14 protein-coding genes are annotated in these 16,377 nt (G+C 66.0%); 4 read left to right on the top strand and 10 right to left on the bottom strand.

Going from position 1 to position 16,377, the window contains the following annotated elements:
- From ACN9M4_RS07950 to dinB, 7 genes are all read right to left on the bottom strand, one after another.
- Complete coding sequence (locus tag ACN9M4_RS07950) at positions 1-1,638, bottom strand: UDP-N-acetylmuramoyl-L-alanyl-D-glutamate--2,6-diaminopimelate ligase (protein ID WP_426303429.1); 1,638 nt, start codon at positions 1,636-1,638, stop codon at positions 1-3.
- 207 nt (positions 1,639-1,845) lie between these two features.
- Positions 1,846-3,642, bottom strand: a complete 1,797-nt coding sequence (locus ACN9M4_RS07945; RefSeq protein ID WP_426302990.1) for a peptidoglycan D,D-transpeptidase FtsI family protein — start codon at positions 3,640-3,642, stop codon at positions 1,846-1,848.
- Between the two features lie 44 nt (positions 3,643-3,686).
- Positions 3,687-4,361 carry a hypothetical protein gene (locus tag ACN9M4_RS07940; protein WP_426302989.1) on the bottom strand — a complete coding sequence of 225 codons (675 nt, stop codon included), beginning with the start codon at positions 4,359-4,361 and terminating at the stop codon, positions 3,687-3,689.
- Complete coding sequence (gene rsmH / locus ACN9M4_RS07935; protein WP_426302988.1) at positions 4,358-5,356, bottom strand: 16S rRNA (cytosine(1402)-N(4))-methyltransferase RsmH; 999 nt, start codon at positions 5,354-5,356, stop codon at positions 4,358-4,360. The genes ACN9M4_RS07940 and rsmH overlap by 4 nt, the downstream gene beginning before the upstream one ends.
- Positions 5,357-5,532: 176 nt before the next feature.
- Positions 5,533-5,964 (bottom strand): division/cell wall cluster transcriptional repressor MraZ, encoded by a 432-nt coding sequence (gene mraZ, locus ACN9M4_RS07930; protein WP_426302987.1) that lies wholly within the window; start codon positions 5,962-5,964, stop codon positions 5,533-5,535.
- A 330-nt stretch (positions 5,965-6,294) separates the two neighbouring features.
- A complete protein-coding gene (locus tag ACN9M4_RS07925) occupies positions 6,295-6,657 on the bottom strand; it encodes a DUF3040 domain-containing protein (protein ID WP_426302986.1) in 363 nt (120 codons plus the stop codon).
- A gap of 235 nt (positions 6,658-6,892) precedes the next feature.
- On the bottom strand, positions 6,893-8,149 hold the full coding sequence (gene dinB / locus ACN9M4_RS07920; protein WP_426302985.1) for a DNA polymerase IV: 1,257 nt from the start codon (positions 8,147-8,149) through the stop codon (positions 6,893-6,895).
- A 125-nt stretch (positions 8,150-8,274) separates the two neighbouring features.
- Between dinB and ACN9M4_RS07915 the strand changes: the two genes are divergently transcribed.
- Complete coding sequence (locus ACN9M4_RS07915; protein ID WP_426302984.1) at positions 8,275-8,802, top strand: hypothetical protein; 528 nt, start codon at positions 8,275-8,277, stop codon at positions 8,800-8,802.
- Positions 8,799-9,890: a polyprenyl synthetase family protein gene (locus ACN9M4_RS07910; RefSeq protein WP_426302983.1), complete on the top strand. Its 1,092-nt coding sequence runs from the start codon at positions 8,799-8,801 to the stop codon at positions 9,888-9,890. Before ACN9M4_RS07915 ends, ACN9M4_RS07910 begins: the two co-directional genes overlap by 4 nt.
- 103 nt (positions 9,891-9,993) lie before the next feature.
- On the opposite strand, the gene ACN9M4_RS07905 is transcribed toward ACN9M4_RS07910, so the two are convergent.
- On the bottom strand, positions 9,994-10,347 hold the full coding sequence (locus ACN9M4_RS07905; protein ID WP_115787285.1) for an Rv2175c family DNA-binding protein: 354 nt from the start codon (positions 10,345-10,347) through the stop codon (positions 9,994-9,996).
- Positions 10,348-10,574: 227 nt separating this feature from the next.
- Here ACN9M4_RS07905 and ACN9M4_RS07900 point away from each other — a divergent pair, with 227 nt between their 5' ends.
- Both ACN9M4_RS07900 and pknB read left to right on the top strand, forming a co-directional pair.
- The gene (locus ACN9M4_RS07900) at positions 10,575-11,891 is read left to right on the top strand and encodes a LysM peptidoglycan-binding domain-containing protein (RefSeq protein ID WP_426302982.1); all 1,317 of its coding nucleotides are present in this window, start codon (positions 10,575-10,577) and stop codon (positions 11,889-11,891) included.
- 80 nt (positions 11,892-11,971) lie between these two features.
- Entirely contained in the window at positions 11,972-14,074 is a 2,103-nt protein-coding gene (pknB, locus tag ACN9M4_RS07895; protein WP_426302981.1) for a Stk1 family PASTA domain-containing Ser/Thr kinase, read from the top strand.
- Between the two features lie 72 nt (positions 14,075-14,146).
- Here pknB and ACN9M4_RS07890 read toward each other — a convergent pair whose 3' ends face one another.
- Together ACN9M4_RS07890 and ACN9M4_RS07885 are read right to left on the bottom strand one after the other, a co-directional pair.
- Entirely contained in the window at positions 14,147-15,517 is a 1,371-nt protein-coding gene (locus ACN9M4_RS07890) for a class II 3-deoxy-7-phosphoheptulonate synthase (RefSeq protein ID WP_426303428.1), read from the bottom strand.
- 95 nt (positions 15,518-15,612) lie between these two features.
- Positions 15,613-16,326 (bottom strand): lysophospholipid acyltransferase family protein, encoded by a 714-nt coding sequence (locus ACN9M4_RS07885; RefSeq protein ID WP_426302980.1) that lies wholly within the window; start codon positions 16,324-16,326, stop codon positions 15,613-15,615.
- Positions 16,327-16,377 lie beyond the last annotated feature (51 nt).

Raw genomic sequence — 16,377 nt, 5'->3', positions numbered from 1 at the left:
CTAGGACTCTATCCGCTCGTCTGCTGGAACCCGGAATCCCCTGGCTGTCAAGGCAGCCTTCAGTTCTTCCCTGTCATCAAGGGAAAGGTTGACGCCTTTGACTTCCTGCCAGACTTCGTGGCCGCGGCCGGCCACCAGGATGGTGTCCTTCTCCGTGGCGAGCTCCACGGCCTTGCGGATCGCCACGTCACGCGGGAAGGATTCGATGATCTCGCAGGCCAGCTGCTCGGCGTCGCGGGCGGCGACTGCGCCGGCAAGCACCTCCGCGCGGATCGCGGCGGCGTCCTCGTCGTGCGGGTCGTCGTCGCTGATGATCACGACGTCGGACAGGCGGGCGGCGATCGCGCCCATGGTCGGGCGCTTGCCCTGGTCGCGCTGGCCGGTGGCGCCGAAAACGACGATCACCCGGGAGCCTTCCTCGCGGGAGCGCACGGCTTCGAGCGCGCGGGCCAGGGCGTCAGGATTGTGCGCAAAGTCGACCACCGAGGCGGGCGCCTCGGACACCAGCTGCATGCGGCCGGGAACGGCGACAGCGAAAGGATCCTGCCGTTCGAGGGCGGCCTGAAGCGCTTCACGGCCCACGCCGGAGGCCAGGACCATGATGATGGCCAGAGCCGCGTTGGCGATGTTGAAGTCGCCTGGCAGGGCCGTGCGTGCCCGCAGTTCGCCGCCGTCGCGGTGCCGGAGCACAAAGCCGTTGCCGAGGCCGCGCGGGGTGCTGGAGGCAAGGGTCCAGTCGGCTTCGGGGCCTTCGACGGCGGGACGGAGGGACAGCGTGGTCACCGGCACGGTTGTTTCCGCCGCGAGGGTCCGGCCCCAGTCGTCGTCGACGATCACCACTGCGCGGCGGCATCGGGCAGGAGTGAACAGCTCCGCCTTGGTGCGGAAATACTCTTCCATGCTGCCGTGCAGGTCCAGGTGGTCCTGGGTGAGGTTGGTGAAACCGGCGACGTCGAACATCACCCCGTCCACGCGGCGGTAGGACACCGCATGGGAGGACACTTCCATGGAAGCCGCGTCCAGCCCCCGCTCCCGCATCAGCGCCAGGAGGGCGTGGACGTCCGGGGATTCAGGGGTGGTCAACAGACTCGGAATGGCCTCGGCGCCGGCCAGGATTTCGATGGTCCCGATCAGGCCGGGGGTCTTGCCCAGGGCACGCAGCAGCGAGTTGATGAAGTAGGTGGTGGTGGTCTTGCCGTTGGTGCCGGTCACCCCGAACAGGGTGGGCGAGGCTTCCCCTGCCGGCTGGCTGCGGTAGACAAGCGCTGAAACCGGCCCGACGGCGGTACGCGGCTCGCGGACGGACAGCACCGGAACGCCGGGGCCGCCGTCGGCCAGAAGCCGCTGCGCGCCGTCGTCGTCGCTGAGGATGGCGACCGCCCCGGCGGCTGTGGCCTGTGCTGCGAACTCCGCGCCGTGCCGGCTGGCACCGGGCAGGGCGAGGTACAGATCGCCCGGCTCCACGGTCCGGGAGTTGAGCGAGACGCCAGTGACGGCGACGCCGGCGCTCCCTGCGGGCGCCTGGATTCCCAGCGCCTCGGCAATTTCCCGCAGCGGCACCGGAGACACGCGGGCCGGGCGGAAACCGCGGCTGCCGGCGGCCGTGCTTCCCGCCGTCGCGTGGTTCCCGGACGGGATCTGAACGGCGTCATTCTGCTCTGGCAAGGTGGGTCTCCGATGGTGCTCGTGGAACTGGCCGCTGCCGGGCCCGGTGAATCAGGGCGAACGGTTCCGGATGCGGCGTGGATGGATCGGTGTAGATGGACTCAGGGTGTGGCCGGGCAACTGCCACACAAGCTTACTCGGCAGGCTGTGCCGCCCGGATCGCGTGCGTGGCGGACTGGCTTACTTGGCGAACTGGGGGAACCGGGCCGGGGTTCCCGTGGATGGCGGAACGTTGTAGGTGCGCAGCACCTGGCCCAGGACCGAGCGCAGGACCGGCCCGTTGGTGATGCCGTAGATGTTGCCCTTCGGGCGCTGCACCACTACTTCGACGATGAACCGCGGGTTGTCCATCGGGGCCATGGCCACCATCGAGGCCGTGTAGCCGTCGAAGCCGGGAAGCCCGTCCTCGCGCGGGGCCTGGGAGGTGCCGGTCTTGGCGCCTACCCGGTAACCGTCAACGGCGGCCTCCTTGATCTGGCCTTCAGTGACGTTGCTCTCAAGGATGTCGCGGACCTTCTTCGCCGTCTCCTTGCTGACGATCCGCCGGGATTCCTTGGCAGGGACCTTCTCTTCTTTTCCGTCCGGGGTGATGTAGCTGTCGATCAGGCGGGGCTGGAGCATGACGCCGTCGTTGGCGACGCTCTGGTAGGCCCGGACTGTCTGCAGTGTGGACTGCGAAACACCCTGGCCGAACAACACCGTGTACTGCTGGCGGTTGTCCCACTGATCCGGTTTGGCAAGAATGCCCTTGGCCTCCGAAGGCAGTCCGATGTCGGGGGCCTCTCCGATGCCGAACTTCTTCAGCCAGTCGTAGCGCTGCTGCTTGCTCAGCCGGCTGCCGACCATCACCGTGCCGGTGTTCATGGACCAGCCCAGGATGCCTGCGAGCGTCCGCTTTTCGGTGCCGTGGTCGAAGGCATCGGTGAAGGTCTCGCCGTCGATCGTATAGGCCGGCGGAATCGTGAAGGTGTCCAGCGGGCTGGCCTTGCCTTCTTCGATCGCTGCTGAGGCGGTGATCATCTTCTCCACCGAACCGGGCTCGTAGGCCGCGGTCACCGATCGCACGCCCCGGTCCTCGGGGGCAACCCCGCCGGGGTTGTTCGGGTCAGGGGCGTTGGTATCGGCCATGACGATGATGTTGCCGGTCTTGACGTCCATCACCACGATCGATCCCCACTGTGCGCTGAGGTTGTTGACCTGGCTCTGGATGGCCTGCTGCGCAAAGTATTGCAGGTCCGTGTTGAGCGTCAGTTTCACGTCCTTGCCGTCGACGGCGGGGGTCAGTTCGTCAGTAGCGACCGGAATGCGGAGGCCGTCGGCGCCGATCTCGAAGACGCGCTTGCCTGGGGTCCCACGCAGTGCTTCGTCCTGGGTCTGCTCGATGCCTGCCTGGCCGGTGGTGCCGTCCTGGAGGAAGCCGATGACGCCTCCGGCCACGCTGCCGTTCGGGTAGACGCGCTTGGAGATGGCCTTGGAGACCACCCCCGGAATGGACAGCTTCGAGATGGCGTCCTCAAGATCGGGTTTCACTTCCCGGGCGAGCACGACGTAGGGCTTGTCCCCCGTCAGGGCAGTGGTCAGGGCCGCCGGGTCGGTTCCGAGCGCTGAGGCAAGGTCCTTGATGCCCTGCTCACGGCTGACAGTCTCCGCCTCTGCGGTGGCGCTGTTGTAGCGCCCGAATTCGGGAGTGTTGGTGTTGACCCTCTGGTCCGCGACGATGTCGTAGCGGATCACGCTGCTGGCGAGCACCGTGCCGTTGGCGTCAAGGATCTGGCCGCGCTCGGCCGGGAGCTCGACAGGTGTCAGCCGCTTGTTGATGCCGGCTTCGGCCATGCCGCCCACGTCCAGTCCCTGAACGAGGAAGAGTTTGCCGCCCACCACCAGCAGCAGGGTGAGCATCAGGCCAAGGCCCACCCGCAGCCGCCGCTTGGCCGTTGACGCCTTCTTCGTTTTCGATTTCCCGGAGTTCTGCGCCACGTCGGTTCCTTGCTGCTTGCCTTGCTGTCGGTTCGGCTGGAGGCTTACTGCCCGGGCACCTTCTGCTGGGGAGCCGGCACCGAACCCCCGTTGAGGTTCACGGCCGGAGCTTTCGGCTCGGCCTTCTTCTCCGGCTTTGCCTTGGCGTCGGCCTTTGCATCCTTTGCCTCAGCTTTCGCGTCGGCGGCGGACGGGGCGTGGCTCTCCAATGGTTCCTTGGTGCTGGCCGGGGGGACTACATCAAGCTGGCCGGTGATCGCTGGGGGCGCGATAACGGCGCCCTGCCTGAGCCCCTTGAGTGCCGGCGTCGCGGTGCCCGTGATCGCAAGCGTCTCCAGGTTGATCTGGCCCTTGGCAGTGGAAGCAACCATTCCCAATTGTGCAGCCTTCGCGGCCAGATTCTGGGGAGCCTCGAACGCTTGGCGTTGCTGTGTCAGTTCCTGGTTTTGCTTGGTCAAGGTAGCGTCCTGGGCCTTCAGCTGGACCAGGTTGTACTGCGCCGTGGACACCGAGATGTTGAGCACGAGGACGGTGAGCAACGCCGCCGCCAACACGCCGAAGCAGAAGACGAAGAAGGGTACCCGGCGCTTGCCGGGGGTGCTGTGCACCACGGAGAGCGGCGTCCGGACTTTGCGGCCGGTGTCGGGCGAACGCAGCGGCAGGGAGCGCGCCGTGTTGCCCACGGTGGACGGCGTTGCCTTGGCAGCAGCGGTGCTCATGCGTTTCTCCTTGCTTTGATTCGTTCGACGGCCCGCAGCCGGGCCGAGGCAGCCCGGGGGTTTTCGGCGATTTCTTCCGCGGTGGGCACCTCGGTGCCCTTAGTCAGTGTTTTCAGTTCGGGTTTGTGTTCCTCAAGTTCCACGGGGAAGCCCAGCGGCGCCGAGGACTTGGACCGCTTCTGGAAAACCGACTTGACGATCTTGTCCTCGAGCGAGTGGTAGGACATCACCACCACCCGCCCGCCGAGGGCAATGGAATCGACGGCGGCGGGAATGGCCCGTTCCAGGACATCGAGTTCCTCGTTGACCTCGATGCGCAGCGCCTGGAAGGTGCGCTTCGCCGGATGGCCGCCCGACTTGGCGGCCGCTGCCGGCACCACGCTGCGGATCTGTTCGACGAGTTCCCCGGTGGTGGCGAAGGGCTTCTCCGCGCGGGCCGTGACGATGCGGTTGGCGATCCGGCCGGCGAACTTCTCCTCACCCCACTTCCGGATGATCCGGACGAGTTCCTCTTCGGAGTAGTTGTTGACCACGTCGGCAGCGGTCTGGCCGCGGCTGGTGTCCATCCGCATGTCCAAGGGAGCGTCGTAGGAGTACGCGAAGCCGCGTTCGCGTTCGTCCAGCTGCAGGGAGGAGACGCCGAGGTCCATGAGGATCCCATGCACTTCGGAGATGCCAAGGTCCTCGAGGACCTCTTCGATCTCGTCGTAGACGGCGTGGACGAGGTCGGTCCGCTTCTCGAAAGGCTTGAGCCGCTCCCCGGCGAGTGCCAGGGCTTCCTCATCGCGGTCGATCCCCACCAGATGCAGGTCAGGGAAACGCTGGAGCATGGCTTCGGAGTGGCCACCCATGCCGAGGGTCGCGTCGATGACCACCGGGGTCTCCCCGCGGCTGCGGGCGGCTTCGAATCCGGGTGCCAGCAGATTGATGCACCGGTCTTTCAGGACCGGCACATGGCGCTCAGAGGTCGGCTTCGGCGTGTCCTGCCCGTCCATGCGGCCTCCTCGGGTTTCGTTCACTGGCTCTTAAATGCTTCTTGGGCCGGATCCCCATCCGCGCCTATCACTGCGTCCGCCTGGCTCCGGGGAAGGTGAGCCAGGTTGGCGAAGCAATGGGCGGCTGGAGATCCCGTCCAAGAAGCGGGTCCTGCCCGTCGCCTAGATGAATCCGTCTAGATGAATCCGGGAAGGTTGTCGTCGTCGGTTTCCGAGAAGGCGGCTTCCTTCTCGGTGAGGTACTCGTCCCAAGCCTGGGCATCCCAGATCTCGGCCCGGGTGCCGGCGCCGATGACCGCCAGTTCCCGGTCGAGTCCTGCGTAGGCCCGGAGCGCCGGCGGAATCGTCACCCGCCCCTGCTTGTCAGGTACCTCGTCAGAGGCTCCCGACAGGAAAACCCGGATGTAGTCACGAGCCTGCTTGGAGGAGATGGGGGCCTCCCGCATGGACTCGTGGATACGTTCGAATTCCCGCTGACTGAAGACGTAGATGCAGCGCTCCTGCCCCCTGGTGAGGACCAGACCGTCTGCCAGTTCCTCGCGGAACTTGGCGGGGAGGATGATCCGTCCCTTCTCATCAAGACGCGGCGAATGCGTGCCCAGAAACACTGGCCCACCGCCTGTCTGTGAAAAGGTGCCGTATCTGCCCCACTCCGCCACTACCCTCTTACGTCCTCCACTTTACTCCACAAGCCTCCACAGTCAACGCACTCGCGGGCGTTTCGGCTCCACCCGCCGCGGATCTTGCCGCAGAAAGCCGGGAAATAAGGGCGTGGTGGGAAGTGGAGGAATGTGTGCGCCAGTGGCGGGCAGCGGCAATGCGCGGCGCCGGAAGGAGCGCTTAAATGGAAAAAGACCCGTCAAGCGGGTCTTTTTTCTTCCGATACACGGCCAATGGTGCGAAGTGGAGGATTCCGGGGAGCCGTCCGCCGCGCTCAACTAGTCGTCGCCGCGGCGCCGTTCGTCCCATCGCTCTTCGAGGTTGTTCATGAAGGAGCTCTTCGGCTTGCCGGACTTGCGCGACTTGAGTTTGCCGCCGGAGATCCTGCGGAGCGTGGCGAAATAGACGCCGGCGCCCATGACGATGAACCCTAGGACACCCAGGAAGATGTTCTGGAGTGAGACACCAACCAACAAGAGCAGAACACCGGCGATGGTGCCAAGGACTCCCATAATGATGTGCCGGGTAGACCAGGCACGGATGGGATCCGACCCCATTGAATTGGCGAACTTCGGATCGTCCTCATGCAGTTGCTTCTCAAGTTGCTCGAGAAGCCTCTGTTCGTGCTCCGAGAGGGGCATCGCGACCTCCTTGTAATCGGCCAGGCTCGTAACCGGCCAGGGTCCAGATAGGCGGCACCCACCGCCTCTGTTTCCCTAAACGGACCGGCCTGAAAAAGGGTTCCCAGTCCCTGTCCATGGAACCAGACGCGATGAGGCACTTTGTCCAGACGATCTAATTCTGTGTATTTCTAGGATAGTTTGTCGCGCACAGTTCTGAAAGACGCTCCAAGCGTGCAGAACGGGCTTTCCCGCGCTACCGCGACCCGTCCGGCCCTTTTTCGGAGCCCGGCTTAAGCAGCCTGGCCGGAAGCACCGTTTTTCCGCCGAATTTCCGGCTCACTTGGTCAAGCGCCTGCTCCGCCGAACGCCAGTTGTCGTCCCGCCTGTCCAGGCTCAGCTGCAGCGCGGCACCATCGGCGGATTCAAGCTGTTCCAGCCTTACCCCGATGAGGCGGACGCTCATGGGGCGGGCGCCCAACGAGGCGAGCAGCTGAGAGGCCACTTGGTACACGATCTGGGCGCTGTCCACCGGAGCATGGACCGTCTTGCTCCGGGTGACCGTGGAGAAGTCCGCATAGCGAAGCTTCAGTGCAACCGTCCGCGCCAGCATCCCGCTGGCCCGCAGTCTTGTGGCCGTGCGATGCGAGAGCCGCAGGAGCTCCCTGTGGAGAAGCTCGTCATCGAAAGTGTCGACGGCGAAGGTCTCTTCCGCTCCAATGCTCTTCTCCAGCCGGACAGGGGTCACCGGGCGGGGATCAAGTCCCATGGACAGCCTATGGACATGTTCCCCCGATGCCCCGAGGATCTTCCGGAGGGCCGCAGGCGGTGTCGCGGCGACGTCTGCAACGGTGCGGATTCCGAGCCTGGCCAACACTTCGGCGGTCTTGGCGCCTACGCCCCACAGCGCCTTCACGGGCAGGCTGTGTAGGTATTCCACTGTGCGGTCCGCTTCGATCAACAGCAGCCCGTCCGGCTTGCAGCGTGTTGAGGCGATCTTCGCCACGAACTTGTTGGCGGCGATCCCGACCGAAGCGGTGATGCCAAGTTCTTCGGACACCCTGCGCCTGATCAGTTTGGCGATCCCGATGGGCGGTCCGAGCCGCCGGATGGCTCCCCCTACATCAAGGAATGCCTCGTCGACACTGAGCGGCTCCACCAGATCGGTGATCGATTCGAAGATCCGCATCAGTTCCGCCGACACTTCGTAATAGAGGTGATGGCGGGGCTCGAGGATGACCGCTGTAGGACACAAGCGCATGGCGACGGCCATGGGCATGGCGGATTTCACACCGACGCCGCGCGCCTCATAGGACGCAGACAGCACCACCGAGCGTTCGGAAGGGAAGCCGACGATCACCGGCTTGCCCCGCAGCTCCGGGCGCGAGCGCAATTCGACGGAAACGAAAAACGCATCCATATCGACATGCAGGATGCTGGTGCGCCGGAGCTCCTTCAGTGTTGCCGGGTCAATAGGCCCGACGGCGCCACCTAAACCTCCGTCTGTTCTCACGGGAAAATCCTATGCCCGGCAGCAAGACGGGTCCGAGGGCGCCGACTGCGCGGCGAAATCCGGCAAGTGCCCGAACGCTAAACTGTAGGAGCATCCGGCACCGTCTCCCCCAGGAGGAATACCCTGTGAAGTTCTATCGAAAGCACCAACGCATAGCGATGGCTGCTTGCGCTGCCGGCGTTGCCCTGGCCGCTACCGCGTGCGGCGCCCCTTCGACTTCAGGTTCCGCTTCGTCCTCCCCGGCAAGCCAAGCGCAGTCGGTGCCGGCGTCTTCTCCTGCCCCCGAATCGGCTTCCCCGGTTCCGGGAGCGGCGGCCGCCGTCGCGTCACTCGCGCCGGGCTTCCCGCAAAAGCTGATCCCGCTCATGCCCAAGGCGAGCATCAAGTCCAGCAGCGTCGACAAGAACTCCTCCCCTGTCTCGGCAGCGCTGGTGGGCACCATCACCGCTCCGGCGTCGGCGGTCTTCGGTTTCTACACCCCGGCACTTTCCGCGCAGGGCTTCAAGGCCGTTCCCGGGGACAATGTTGGCGGCACCAAGTCCAAGGACTTCATCCGGGCCAACGGCGAGACCGCCAACATCTCGGTAGTCGAGGAGGCCGGCGTTTCCACTTTCACCGTCGGCGCCAACGTTGCGGCAGGGTCGCTGAAGTGACGGCAGCACAACTCGCAGCCGAACAGGGCCGTTTCATCACGGACGTCGCAGCTGGACTCAACAGCTTCCTGGCCGGGCAGGAAACCGTCATGGCGGGCATCTCCCCGGACGTCGCCCCGCTCATGGATTCGATCTCGAAGCTGGTGACCGGCGGGAAACGACTTCGGGCCCTCATGGCCTACTGGGGATGGCGGGGGGCCGGCGGTGACGCGGCGCACCCGGACATCGTCAATGCCGGCTGTGCCCTGGAACTGTTCCAGGCCGCCGCGCTGATCCACGACGACATCATCGACCGCTCGGACACCCGCCGCGGCGGTCCCAGCGTGCACCGGCGTTTCAGCCAGCTCCACCAGGCCGAAGGCTGGGCCCTGGACGAGGAACGTTTCGGCCACGCTGCGGCAATTCTGACCGGCGACCTGTGCCTGTCCTTCAGCGAAGAGGCCTTCACCGGCATCGGTCCGCGCGCGGCGTCGGGAACTCCCGCGCGGCACATCTTCAACCTGATGCGGGCCGAAGTCATGGCCGGGCAGTACCTGGACATCCTTGAAGAAGTGGCCGGACCCGTGCGTGACCGTGCAGGCGCAGTGAAAAGGGCCACCTCCATCATCCGCTTCAAGTCGGCGAAGTACTCCACCGAGCACCCGCTGGGCCTTGGCGGTGCGCTGGCCGGCGCGGACGAGGCCCTGCTCGCCGGCTATTCGGCATTCTCGCTTCCCCTGGGTGAAGCCTTCCAATTGCGTGATGACGTCCTGGGCGTCTTCGGCGATCCCGAAACCACCGGCAAACCTGCCGGCGATGACCTGCGCGAGGGCAAGCGGACTGTCCTGGTCGGTTTCGCGATCAACCAAAGCGAGCCGGCGGTTTCCGCCTACCTTGATGCCACACTCGGCCGGCAGGACCTGGCCGAGGACGAAGTCGGGAAGATCCGGCAGATCATGGTCGATTGCGGCGCACTTGCCGCCACCGAGGCCATGATCGACGAACTGAGCGGCCAGGCCTTCGAGGCCCTCGAACGGCTTCCCCTTGCGGAGCTTCCGATGTCCGCGCTCCGCGGCCTCGCCGAAGCCGCAGTGAGCCGGGCCGCCTGAACCGTCGCGGCGAACTGCGGGCGAGGACAATCAACGCAAGGACCGTTAAACAGAAGGACGACGGCGGCAGGTTACCTGCCGCCGTCGTCCTCTGTTTAGGGGGCTACCAGGCTAGGGACTGGGCGCGGCGCCTGATCTCGGTTTTACGGCCTTCGCGCAGGGCGTCCACAGGGCGGCCGCGCAGGGACTCGTCCGGGGTGAAAAGCCAGACAATGAGCTCCTCATCGGTGTAGCCGGCATCGCCGAGCACCGCGACGGTGCCCTTCAGGCTGTCCAGCACATGGCCGTCCTGGATGAAAAGGGCGGGGACGCTTCGGATCTTCCGCTCGCCCACCCGCAGCGCCACCAATGCGCGCTCATCCAGGAGTCCATGGACCTTCGTAATGGGAACATCCAGGATTTCGGCAACATCGGGCAGCGGCAGCCATTCGGAAACGAGGCTTTCTACAGTACTCACGGAAATAAGGTTGCCACGCCCCGGCCCGCTTCGCCTAGCCGGAGACCGTCCCGTTTTCTGTTGCCTGCCGCAGCCTGAATGTGCCAATGAACAGCTGTTTTCTTGTGCCTGTCCCGAATATGTGAGAGATTCACTTTGATCACAATTGCATCTTTTTGCACATTAGTAACACTGGTATCACTGGCAGCAGCGTTCCGCGAAGGCCGCAGCTGAGATGAGGATTTCCTATGACGACCCCACGCTCGTCCAAGAAGACAACAAGCATGCCCATGCTTGCGGCCACCACAGCAGCGTTGCCCGCCGTCGTGCTCTCATCGCTGGCCTTGGCGCAGCAGGCGACTGCCGCCGCATCCGCGTCCCAGCCGCAGCGCATTCCCGCCACGCTCGCCGCAGCCATCAAAGCGCAGGCCGCACAGGCTTCCAGTGCCGTCATCCCGGCGGCGTCCGTTCCCGCGGCCCTTCCTGCGGCCCTGCGGGCCCAGGGCGCGGTTCCCGCCAGCTACACGGTGAAGCCGGGCGACACCATCAGCGGCATCGCCGCGCGCCACGGGCTGAACACCGGCTCCGTGCTGAAGCTCAACCGGCTTTCCCCCACGTCGATCATCTATCCCGGCCAGCGCGTCAAGCTCAGCGCTTCGTCCGCGGCACCGGTATCACGCCCCGCTGCGCCGGCCGCTGCCCCCACTGGAACGTACACGGTGAAGCCGGGCGACACCCTGAGCGGCATCGCCGAACGCCACGGCGTCGGCCTGTCAAAGGTGTTCGCCTGGAACGGACTGAACGGCGCCTCCATCATCTACCCCGGCCAGAAGATCAAGATCGGTGCTGCCGCTGCCGCAACGCCCGCCGCCCCGCGTCCGGCCGCCCCGGCGCAGTCGGCCCCGGGCTCGTACACCATCAAGGCTGGCGACACCCTCGGCGGGATCGCCTACCGGCACAAGGTCTCGCTGTCCGAGCTGCTTTCGGCCAACCGGCTCAAGGCCAGCACCATCATCTACCCCGGGCAGAAACTGGCCATTCCCGGCGCTTCCACGCTCCAGCCGGCGTCGAGTTCCAAGCCACTGGTCCCGAGTTCCTTCCTCGGCTACACGTACCCGGCCGCCGTTGTCAGTTCCGCGAACAAGAACAAGGCGATCCTGGAGGCTTCTCCGGTTCCCACCCGCGAGCAGATGAAGAACATCGTGGCGGACACCGCACGGCGCATGGGCGTCAACCCTTCGCTGGCGATGGCCTTCGCCTACCAGGAGTCCGGCTTCAACCAGCGCGCTGTCTCCCCCGCCAACGCCATCGGCACCATGCAGGTCATTCCGTCCTCGGGCGAATGGGCCTCCGAGCTGGTGGGCCGCAAGCTCAACCTCCTCGACCCTTACGACAACGCAACCGCCGGTGTGGCGATTATCCGTGCGCTGGTCAGCACCAGCAAGACCCTTGACCTGGCGATCGCCGGTTACTACCAGGGCCAGTACTCCGTCAGCAAGCACGGCATGTACGCGGACACCAAGCAGTATGTGGCCTCGGTCAAGGCGCTGATGAAGCAGTTCTAGGACGCCTGGCAACCCACGCCACGGGCCCGGATCGGATGGACGATTCGGGCCCGTTGTCTTTGCTCACTTAGGATCGTAGGGTGCAGGAACAAGTCTCGGACCACTTTCTCGGCTCCCTCGTGGATAGCCGCTACCTCGTGCGCGCCCGCCTCGCCGGCGGCGGAATGTCCACCGTGTACCTGGCCACCGACGAGCGGCTGGACCGCGATGTCGCACTGAAAGTCCTCCACCCGCATCTGGCGAACGACGCCAGTTTCCTGGAGCGCCTGCGCCGCGAGGCCCGTGCGGCGGCCAGCCTGTCCCACCCCCATGTGGTGGGCGTGCTCGACCAAGGCCAGGACGGCCACACGGCGTACCTTGTCATGGAGTACATCAAGGGCCACACGCTCCGTGACGTCCTCCAGGAAAAAGGCGCCCTCTCCCCGCGCCTGGCACTGGCCCTGATCGACCCGGTCATCGAAGGCCTCGCTGCCGCCCACGCCGCCGGCCTCATCCACCGTGATGTGAAACCGGAAAACGTGTTGATCGCCGACGACGGCCGTATCAAGGTGGGCGACTTCGGCCTGGCCCGTGCGGTCACCGCGGCCACCAGCACGGGATCGCTGATCGGGACCGTCGCCTATCTGGCCCCAGAGCTCGTGCTGGGCCAGGCGGCCGACGCGCGCAGCGACATCTACTCGGCCGGCGTCATGCTCTACGAAATGCTCACCGGAACCCAGCCGTATTCCGGCGAAGTTCCCATCCAGGTGGCCTACCAGCACGTCAATACCGAGCTGCCGGCGCCCTCGGCCGCCGCACCGGGCCTGGCATCGGACCTCGATGAACTCGTCCAGTGGTGCACCGCGAAGGACCCCGAGCAACGCCCCGTCGACGGCGGCGCCCTCCTTTCCGAGCTGCGGCACATCCGTACAACGCTCAGCAATGAACAGCTGGACTTCATGCCGCCTGCGGCCCTCGAGGCCGCGGCACGGTCGGAGCATCCGCCCGTGGCGCCGTCCGACGCCCACACCGAACTCCTGGAGCGCACCGGCCTGCACGAAGACAGTGCGGCTCAGACCGAAATCATCTCGTCAGCCCAGCATGCCACCTCCGTCTTGCCGCAGGCGGCGGGCCTTTCCGCCGCGGCCTTCCCGACGGCGGTTCTGCCGCCGGCCGGCGCGCTCCCCGGCGGTGCCGGGCAGGACGACGCACCGCCGGCGCTTTCGCCGCGTCAAGAGAAGCGGGCAGCGCGCCAGGCCGAAAAGGACCGCGCCCGGGCGGCCGCCACCCCGTCCCGCAGACTTCGGGAGGGCAATCCCCGGCGCCGCGCCGTCGTCTGGACCCTGCTCATACTGCTCCTGGCCATCCTGGCCGGAACCGCCGGCTGGTTCTTCGGCATGGGCCCCGGTTCTCCGGGAACCATTCCTCCGCTCAAGAACAAGCCCGCACAGGAAGCCCAGCAGCTTTTGCGCACCGCAGGCTTCCAGTCCAACGCCCAGGACGTCTTCGACGACGAAGTGAAGTCCGGCTACACCGTGGGCACCGACCCCGCGGCAGGGACTGAGATCCGCAAGTTCCAGCAGGTCACGCTGTTCGTGTCCAAGGGACCGCAACTGTTTCCGCTGGTGGGCCTGGGCGGATTGAACCTGGCGCAGGCCAAGGATGCACTGGCCGGCGCCGAGATGACACTGGGCCAGGTCTCGGAAAAGTATGACGAACAGGCACCCGCCGGGACCATCCTGTCGCAGGCGCCGGCCAAGGACACGCCCGTGCGCCACGGAACCGCCGTGTCCCTGGTGGTATCCAAGGGCCCGCAACCGCTCCCGGTTCCGGATGTCCGCGGCATGGACCAGGCCTCGGCCGTGAAGGCGATCAACGATGCCGGACTGAAGGCGAAGATCGCCGCCGAGGAGGTCTTCGACCAGAAGGCCCCCGCCGGCTCGGTGATCCGCCAGTCGCCGTCGGACGGCACACTGAACCGCGGCGGCACTGTGATCCTGACCCTGTCCAAGGGGCCCCGGCTCATCGAGGTCCCCAATTTCGTCGGCAAGCAGGCCAAACAGGCCGAAAGGGAGCTGAAGAAACTCGGCTTCGAGGTGGAGATCGAGAACCTCTACGGCGGCTTTTTCGGGACCGTCCGGGAGCAGGACCCCGTCGACACCATGGCCCCGGAAGGGTCCACCGTTACCCTCCGCGTGGTCTAGCCCCCGGGTTCCGCGAGCGAACAGCTGAGGCCCCAAACCCGGCGGGTTTGGGGCCTCACGTGTACGTTCGCGCTAGTGCTTGGCGAGGGCCCCGGCGACCAGGAAGGCCATTTCGAGGGACTGCATGTGGTTCAGCCGCGGGTCGCAGACGGACTCGTAGCGGTCGGCGAAGGCGTCCTCGTCGATCGGGTCCGATCCGCCGAGGCACTCGGCGACGTCGTCGCCGGTCATCTCCATGTGCAAGCCGCCCGGCACCGTGCCCAGCGCCTGGTGCACCTCGAAGAAGCCACGGACTTCGTCGATCACGTCGTCGAAGCGGCGCGTCTTGTAGCCGTTCTGCGAGGTGACCGTGTTGCCGTGCATGGGGTCGGTGACCCACAGTACCTGCGCGCCGGAAGCGGTGACGCGTTCGACGACGGCGGGCAGCTTCTCGCGGATGTTCTTCGCACCCATGCGGGTGATGAACGTCAGGCGGCCGGGTTCGCGGTTCGGGTCCAGCTTGTCGATGAGGCGCAGCGCGTCGTCGCCGGTGGTGCCCGGGCCGAGCTTCACACCGATCGGGTTGCGAACGCGGGACAGGAAGTCCACGTGGGCGTGATCGAGTTCGCGGGTACGCTCGCCGATCCAGAGGAAGTGGCTGGAGGTGTCGTACGGCAGGCCGGTGCGGGAGTCGATGCGGGTCAGCGCGCGCTCGTAGTCCAGCAGCAGGGCCTCGTGGCTGGCGAAGAATTCGACGCGCTTGAGGGCTTCGAAGTCGGCGCCACAGGAGTCCATGAAGCGGATGGCACGGTCGATGTCCCGGGCCAGCGATTCGTAGCGGGCGTGGGCCGGGTTCTCGGTGAAGCCCTTGTTCCACTGGTGCACCAGGCGCAGGTCGGCGAAACCGCCCTGCGTGAAGGCACGGATCAGGTTCAGGGTGGACGCCGAGGTGTGGTACGCCTTCAGCATGCGGCCGGCGTCGTGCGCGCGGGATTCCGGGGTGAAGTCGTAGCCGTTGACGATGTCTCCGCGGTACGCCGGGAGGGTGACGCCGTCGCGGGTTTCATCGTTGGAGGAGCGCGGCTTTGCGAACTGGCCGGCCATGCGGCCCATCTTGATGACGGGCATCGCGGCGCCGTACGTCAGCACCACGGCCATCTGCAGGATGGTCCTGACGCGGGCGCTGATCTTGTCTGCGGTGGCACCCTCGAAGGTTTCGGCACAGTCGCCGCCCTGGAGCAGGAAGGCACGGCCCTGGGCGGCAGCGGCAAGGCGCTCGCGCAGGACGTCGACCTCGCCGGCGAACACCAGCGGAGGCAGTACCGAGAGCTCCTTGACGGAGGCGTCGAAGACCTCCCTGTCCGACCAGGTGGGCTGCTGCGAGATGGGCAGCTGGCGCCAGTCATCCAGGCCCGGATAGTCAGCGGCGCCGCTTTGCGCCGTGCTCGTCATGGGGCCGGTCATGGAGGGTGCGGGAATAAGCTCAGTCACCCTACAAGACTAGTGGGAGGCCGCCCGCTTTGGGGACACGGCAGCCGTAACCCTCACGGGCGGCGGCGTCACACTTTTCCGCCGGCTCCGCCGCCGTCGTCATGGCCGCCAAGCCGGGCTTTCACGTCGGCCGCGTATTCGTCCACGTACTCCTGTCCGGAGAGCCGCATGATCTCGTACATGATCCGGTCCGTGACTGTGCGCTGGACGGTCCGGTCTTCTTCGCTGCCGTAGTGCCCGCTGAAGTCCAGGGGTTGTCCGATGATCATGCCGATGCGCCGGATGTTCGGTATCCGTTTGCCGATGGGCTGCACCTTTTCGGTCCCGATCATCGCCACGGGAATCACGGGAACGCGGGTCTGCAGCGCCAACTTCGCCACCCCGGCCTTGCCCCGGTACAGGCGGGCGTCGGGGCTGCGGGTGCCTTCCGGGTAGATGCCCAGCAGTCCGCCGCCCTGCAGCACGTCCTTTCCGGCCTGCAGGGATGCCTCGGAGGCCGCTCCGCCCGAACGGTCCATGGGCAGCTGCTTGGTGAGCCGGAAGAACAAAGCGGTGAGCCTTCCCTTGAGGCCGGTGCCGGTGAAGTACTCGGACTTGGCCAGGAAGATCACCGGGCGGCGCACCATCAACGGCAGGAAAATCGAGTCAGAAAACGACAGATGGTTCGAAGCGAGGATGGCTGCGCCTTCAGCCGGAATGTTGTCCAGCCCCTTGATCCATGGGCGGAACAGCAGTTTGAGGATGGGACCGATAAAGATCCGCTTCATGACCCAATAGAACACCGTGGTTCCTCCCCGGGCGGCATATGAATATGGCCGGACGCGTCCGCTCGG

Origin of the sequence: Arthrobacter sp. R-11, from assembly GCF_049913155.1 — a bacterium.
In the GTDB taxonomy this organism is placed as follows: Bacteria; Actinomycetota; Actinomycetes; order Actinomycetales; family Micrococcaceae; genus Arthrobacter.
The sequence above is the reverse complement of the archived record's forward strand: the minus strand, read 5'-3'. Positions and strand labels throughout refer to the sequence as shown.

Bases quoted from the DNA above. Each gene is read 5' to 3' on its own strand.
- ACN9M4_RS07940 (WP_426302989.1), bottom strand. From the start codon at position 4,361: ATGAGCACCGCTGCTGCCAAGGCAACGCCGTCCACCGTGGGCAACACG.
- rsmH (WP_426302988.1), bottom strand. From the start codon at position 5,356: ATGGACGGGCAGGACACGCCGAAGCCGACCTCTGAGCGCCATGTGCCG.
- ACN9M4_RS07925 (WP_426302986.1), bottom strand. From the start codon at position 6,657: ATGCCCCTCTCGGAGCACGAACAGAGGCTTCTCGAGCAACTTGAGAAG.
- ACN9M4_RS07900 (WP_426302982.1), top strand. From the start codon at position 10,575: ATGACGACCCCACGCTCGTCCAAGAAGACAACAAGCATGCCCATGCTT.
- ACN9M4_RS07890 (WP_426303428.1), bottom strand. From the start codon at position 15,517: ATGACCGGCCCCATGACGAGCACGGCGCAAAGCGGCGCCGCTGACTAT.